This is a genomic window from Candidatus Protofrankia californiensis, assembly GCF_900634765.1.
Lineage (GTDB): Bacteria > Actinomycetota > Actinomycetes > Frankiales > Frankiaceae > Protofrankia > Protofrankia californiensis.
In genome coordinates this window covers 1-6,145 of the sequence record NZ_CAAAFT010000046.1, presented here as the reverse complement: position 1 = coordinate 6,145, position 6,145 = coordinate 1, and the positions used below count along the sequence as shown (strand labels likewise).

Annotated in this window: 5 protein-coding genes and 1 pseudogene; 4 read left to right on the top strand and 2 right to left on the bottom strand. The window is 65.8% G+C overall.

From position 1 onward, the window contains the following. The 3 genes and pseudogenes from DD1DGNOD_RS02485 to DD1DGNOD_RS02475 form a co-directional block, all read left to right on the top strand. The coding region (locus tag DD1DGNOD_RS02485; protein ID WP_131769349.1) for a site-specific integrase at window positions 1-570 on the top strand (570 nt) is incomplete at its 5' end. A gap of 44 nt (window positions 571-614) precedes the next feature. Then, window positions 615-1,518: pseudogene (locus tag DD1DGNOD_RS02480) on the top strand (IS5 family transposase). Between the two features lie 120 nt (window positions 1,519-1,638). Beyond that, the gene (locus DD1DGNOD_RS02475; RefSeq protein ID WP_131769351.1) at window positions 1,639-2,769 is read left to right on the top strand and encodes an IS630 family transposase; all 1,131 of its coding nucleotides are present in this window, start codon (window positions 1,639-1,641) and stop codon (window positions 2,767-2,769) included. A gap of 16 nt (window positions 2,770-2,785) precedes the next feature. On the opposite strand, the gene DD1DGNOD_RS02470 is transcribed toward DD1DGNOD_RS02475, so the two are convergent. Continuing rightward, entirely contained in the window at window positions 2,786-3,343 is a 558-nt protein-coding gene (locus DD1DGNOD_RS02470; protein ID WP_131769348.1) for a HEPN domain-containing protein, read from the bottom strand. Window positions 3,344-3,828: 485 nt separating this feature from the next. On the opposite strand from DD1DGNOD_RS02470, the gene DD1DGNOD_RS02465 reads away from it, so the two are divergent. Beyond that, window positions 3,829-5,529 (top strand): ATP-binding SpoIIE family protein phosphatase, encoded by a 1,701-nt coding sequence (locus DD1DGNOD_RS02465; RefSeq protein WP_131769347.1) that lies wholly within the window; start codon window positions 3,829-3,831, stop codon window positions 5,527-5,529. Between the two features lie 230 nt (window positions 5,530-5,759). On the opposite strand, the gene DD1DGNOD_RS02460 is transcribed toward DD1DGNOD_RS02465, so the two are convergent. Further along, on the bottom strand, window positions 5,760-6,074 hold the full coding sequence (locus DD1DGNOD_RS02460; protein ID WP_131769350.1) for a group II intron maturase-specific domain-containing protein: 315 nt from the start codon (window positions 6,072-6,074) through the stop codon (window positions 5,760-5,762). Window positions 6,075-6,145: the final 71 nt, after the last annotated feature.

The following is a 6,145-nucleotide window of genomic DNA, read 5'->3' as shown; positions in this document are numbered from 1 at the left end:
ACCCCCTTCCTCTCCTACGACGACGTCGCCGCCCGGCGCGACATCCCCGATTTCGTCGACTTCCTCATGAGCACCGGCGTCCGGATCGGCGAGGCCGCCGGCCTGACCTGGGGCGCAGTCAACCTGGACGAAGGCTGGATCGAGATCCGCTCCACCGTCGTGCGTATCACGGGAGCCGGCCTGGTCAACAAACCGAAACCGAAGACGAAAAGCGGATACCGGCGGCTTCTGCTACCGACCTGGATGGTCACCACCCTGCGTCGGCGTCACAACGACGACCAGGCCGAGGACACGCCCGTCTTCCCCGCCCCGTTCGGTGGCCTACGCGACCCGTCCAACACCCAGGCTGACCTACGCGACGCCTTCCGACAGGCCGGAATGGAATGGGCCACCTCCCACGTCGTCGGGCGCAAGTCCGTCGCCTCCGCCATGGACGACGCCGGCCTCACCGCCCGCGCCGCCGCCGACCAACTCGGCCACCGCCACGTCAGCATGACCCAGGACCGCTACTACGGCCGTAAAGTCGCCGCCACCGGCGCCTCCGAAGTCCTCGAAGCCCTCGCCTTCTAGGCCGTTTCTCGTGGATCTTTCTGGTAGGGCAGCATTCACGCTTCGTGGTCAGTCGAGGTGAAATTACGGATCGAGCGTGGGCGTGGATAGCGCCCCTGTTGCCACCCAACCCAGCGCGCGGTGGGCGGTGGGCGGAAGGTCCTGAACGGGATCTTGTGGCGGGAGCGAACAGGTGCGCCCTGGCCGGACCTGCCCAAACGGTATGGCTCCTGGCAGACCGTTTACAACCGGTTCCGCCGCTGGTCACTTGGCGGCACCCGAGAAAAGATCCTCACCGAGCTCGTCATCAAGGACGACTCCGTGGGTGCCGTCGAGTGGGAGGTCTCGATCGACTCGACGATCATGCGTGCGCACCAGCACTCCGCGGTCACCCCGCACCGCATCTCGAAAGATCAAAAGGGGATGGTCCCGTCAACGGACACACCTCGGACGATGGGCCGCCGCGGAAGCCCTCGGCCGCTCCCGCGGCGGACTGACCATCAAGATCCACCTTGGGCGCGACGGGAAAAGCCGGCCGCTGTCCATCGTGCTCACCGCGGGGCAGGTCAATGACTCCACCCAGTTCATCCGGGTCACGGATGGGATCCGGGTACCCCGCCCGGGACCGAGACGCCCACGGACGCGCCCCGACCACGTGATCGCCGACAAGGCCTACAGCGCGAAGGAGATCCGCGGCGAGCTGCGCCGCCGGGGGATCTCCCACACCATCCCGAGAGGGAAGACCGGAAAGCCAACCGGCGCCGCCGCGGCCGTGCAGGTAGGCGACCGCCCCATGTCGACGTCGAACGGTACGAGAACCGCAACATCATCGAACGCTGCTTCAACCAGCTCAAGCAGTGGCATGCGATCGCGACCCGTTACACCAAGCGCGCTCACTACTTTCGCAACGAGGTCATCATTACGTCGATCTTCCTCCGGCTCGCCGAAGATCCACGAGAAACGGCCTAGCTAGTGCGCTGACCGCGAACGTTCCCCGGGGTGGGACCCGCCGGCCGGGTTGCCACTGTCCCGGTATCCGGGTGTGTGCACTGGCAGGACGGACGTGTGACCGTACCGGGAGGTGAGCGCATGGCGCATCCCCTACGAGCACGGCGGCTGACCGACGAGGAAGGCCGCCGCCTACAAGCGATCGTGCGGCGGGGAACGCACTCCTCGACCCGGGTCCGCCGCGCGACCATCATCATGGCCTCGGCGAGCGGGACGACGGCACCGGCGATCGCCCGGCTCGTCGCCGCGGACGAGGACACCGTCCGGCAGGTGATCCACCGGTTCAACGAGATCGGCCTGGACTGCCTGGACCCCCGGTGGGCGGGAGGCCGTCCCCGCCGGATCAGCGGTGACGACGAGGCGTTCATCGTGCAGACGGCCCGGACCCGCCCGGTGAAGCTGGGACGGCCGTTCACCCACTGGAGCGTACGCACACTGGCCGCCTACCTGGCCGCCTACCTGGCCGACAACCCCGACCGCCCCGTCGCCGTCGGCCGGGAACGACTCCGCCAGCTCCTGCACCACCACCGGATCTCCTTCCAGCGGACCCGGACCTGGAAGGAGTCCACCGACCCCGACAAGGAGGCCAAACTCGACCGGATCGAGTACCTGACCACCACCTGCCCGAACCGCTGCTTCGCCTTCGACCAGTTCGGCCCGCTGTCGATCCGCCCGACCCCCGGCGTCGGCTGGGCGCCCCGGACCCGTCCGGACCGGCTGCCGGCGACCTACCACCGCACCCACCGGGTGCGCTACTTCCACGGCTGCTACTCCCTCGGCGACGACCAGCTCTGGGGCGTCACCCGCCTGCACAAGAGCGCCGACAACACGCTGGCCGCCCAGAAGTCGATCAGAGCTGCCCGTCCCGACAACGCCCCGGTCTACGTGATCTGCGACAACCTGTCGGTGAACACCACCCCGAAGATCCGCCGCTGGGCCGGGCGGAACAACGTGCAACTGTGCCTGACCCCGACCAACGCCTCGTGGGCGAACCCGATCGAAGCCCAGTTCGGGCCGCTGCGCACCTTCGTCATGGGCAACTCGGACCATCCCAACCATCCGGTGTTGGCCCGCGAACTGCAGGCCTACCTGCGCTGGCGCAACGCCAACGCCCGCTATCCCACCGTCCTGACCGCGCAACGCCGTGAACGCGCCCGTGTCCGCTCCGAACGCCAGCAACGCTGGGGACGACCACGATCACAAGCCGCCTGACCACCCCGGCCAACATTCATGGACACCGCACTAGCAATGCTTCCTTCAAATACTCCCAGCGCTGATCCCGCTGAGCCATTCGTGCGCATGCCTCCTCGCTAAACCCGAGTTTTCGCCACAGCACCATCCGCATCAACACTTCGGCTGTTTGGGCAAGCCGTAGCAGTATCGTTATGTCCTCACCATCGCTCAAGGAGTGTGCACCCGCGTTACGGTACGTCTTGATCTGTTGTATCCATGCGTCGCGGCCTGGCCTTATGAACGGCTCCATAGGGGCGCCGGCGATGTCCAGTAGCGAGCGCAGCCGCTCAACGTAGATCGGCCGGTGCGGGTTGATAAACCGCCCCTTAAACCAGGTGCGATCTTCCGCTGGTATCGCTGCCTCGATACGCCTCCGGCGATTCCGGTCTGCCGCCTTTTCATTTTCTAGCTCTGGGTGCAGCCGGCGATGCAGACACTCGATTGCCGCCGCCGCATTAAACATGCGGTTGCCAGCAAATTCGTTGTCGTCCAGGCTGAATAGAATGTCGCCCGTCAGGGAAAGCGTCCCTGATAGCTCGAACCAGCGTGGCACTAGTTCGCTAAATTCGATGCTAGTGTCTCATGATTCCGGGCAATTTACGTTATTCTAAGTCATCTACGCTGGTCGCGGGCTTGATCAGAACCTTCAATCGAGTAAGTGAAGCGGAATCACGAGACACTAGAGAGCGGAAGAGGTATAAAATGTACGTTAGTGCTCTTGCGCGGCGGCTTCGGCTGGCGACCCCGATACTGCTTGACTTCAAGAGCCCTTCTTTGGCGCCCGCGTCGGGAGAGTATTATCTCAGTTGCGCTCCGTTCTTTATTCCCGACTGAGTGACTGGTCGGCGTCATTAGGTGATAATATCCATGGGTGGTGCCCGGGCAGGATCTGCTTGTGAATCCGGCTGGGAAACCGCATTGAGTGGTATGCTGGATGTCGTCCCATGAGCCGGGCGTGTAGTCCTTCGCCGAGGCGCGGGAGCATGACATCGAGATCGTGTTCTGTACAACGTAGCGGGAACGTCCAATGGACCTGATATGACCGAACAGCAGCAAGGCCTACACAGGCTGAATCTGCTCTATGCCGCTGCCGGGTGTCTCGGTGGTTCCCTGGACGTCGACCGCACAGCGCAGGATCTGGCCGACGTCCTCGCCCCCACCCTGGGTAATATCGCCACGGTCGACCTCGCCGAGGCCGTCCGGGCTGGGGATGAACCCCCAAAAATGCTCGGTGGCGGGCAGTTGCATCTTCGCCGCGTCGCCGCGGTCCGCGACAGCGGTTGCTGGCCTCCCGGATTCATCCTGGCGGGCATGCCGATCCCGCCGTTACCGGACGGATTTGAGATCCGGAATCTTCAGTGCGGCAAGGCTATGATGGCCTTCACCCGTGCGGCGGCAATTCCCGCCGCGGGCGATTTCGCGGATGTGATGATCCCGCCGGACGCGCATTCTGGGATGGGCGCGCCCCTGTACGCCCGTGGCCTCCTGCTCGGGCTCGTCACCGTGTGGCGGACCGGCCCCGCCCCCGTCTTCGATCGGGAGGACCGCAAGCTCCTGCTGGAGATCGCCTCCCGGGCCGCGCTCGGCGTGGACAACGCCCGCCGGTACACCCGCGAGCGCCGCGCGGCCGTCGCCCTGCAGCGGGGCCTCCTCCCCCGGGCCGGCACCGACACCCTGGCGGCCCAGACAGCCAGTGTCTACCTTCCGGCCGGTCGAGGATGCGAGGTGAGCGGCGACTGGTACGACGTCATCCCCCTGTCGTCGCTGCGCGTGGCCTTCGTCGTCGGTGACGTCATCGGCCACGGCCTGTCCGCCACCGCCACCATGGGCCGGCTGCGCACCGCCGTCCAAACCCTGGCCGACCTCGACCTTGACCCTGACGAACTCCTCACTCACCTCGACGACCTCGTGCAGCGGCTCGCCGACGAGGCCGACCCGCCCCGGGGGGACCCGGTGGGCGCGACCTGCGCCTACGCCGTCTACGACCCGATCACCGGCTGCTGCGCGATCGCCAGCGCCGGACATCCACCCCCCGCTGTGGTGACACCGGACGGAACCGTCGACTTCATCGACGTTAGCCCCGGCCCGCCGCTCGGCGTGGGCGGTATGCCGTTCGAGATCACCGAGATCGACCTGAAACCCGGCAGCGTGCTGGCCCTGTACACCGACGGCCTGCTCAACCGGCGCAACCGCGACGTCACCCAGGGGATGGAATGGCTCCATGACCGCATGGCAGCGGCCTGCGACACAGACCGACCCCTGGACGACATCGGCCGCGCTCTGCTCGACGACACATCGTCAACCCCGCCCGCGGACGACATCGTCGTGCTGCTCGCCCGCACCCGCACCGTGGCGGCCGAGGCCGTCGTCGACTGGGAGTTCCCCGCCGACCCGGCCGTAGTCGCCCAGGCCCGGAACCTGACGACCCGGCAGCTCGCCACCTGGAACCTCGACGATCTGGCCTTCACCACCGAACTGGTCGTCAGCGAGTTGGTCACCAACGCCATCCGCTACGCCCACGGCCCAATCAGGGTGCGGCTCATCCGCGGCGATCGCCTCGTGTGCGAGGTTTCGGATGCCAGCAACACCCAGCCGCGCCTGCGCCGCGCCCACACCACGGATGAGGGAGGCCGTGGCCTGTTCCTCGTGGCCCAGCTGACCCGGCGTTGGGGCAGCCGCTACGGCCGCTTGGGTAAGACCATCTGGACCGAACAACCGACACATGAGGTGCGCAGATAGTAAACGGTATAAACGACGATAGGTTTCTGCCGCCTCATCCTGAGGAGCCCGTTGGTACCCAAAGCACGTCCGTGGGCCCTAGCCAGGACTTCTACATCACCCGATGATCAATGGCCATCTGCCGAAGACCGGAGGGACTGGTTGGGCAGGGAGCTGGCACGGTGACGTGTGACCGCTCCGTTTCCAGCTCCCTCCCGTCGATCTGTGCATGTGGTTCTCCCGTATACAGCTCACCGACGTCTTTCACCGCCGGCATTCGGTGATCTCCAGGGGCGATTCGGTCGGGGAGCAAGCACGGTCCCATCGAGGTTGAACAGCCCGAAGGGATCGGGTGAGGCGTAGGCCCCCACCCGCCAACCCCACGCCCGGCTGCGTTTGTGACGGTGCGCCACGAAGATCGCAAACCGGTGCACAGCGTAAGTCTGCATCTTGTCGAACACGAAGGCGGAGTTTCCGTAGCGGAAGTGCCCGGCCCAGCCGCGCAGGAAGGCATTCACCTGCCGTACGACGGTGTCGACCGTTTGGTTCCTCGTGGCCGGACGCAGCTCCTACCGACATCTGGCCATGAGGAGATTTAGGCCGTGTATTCGGTTGTAATCAAGGGGTGGTTCACGTG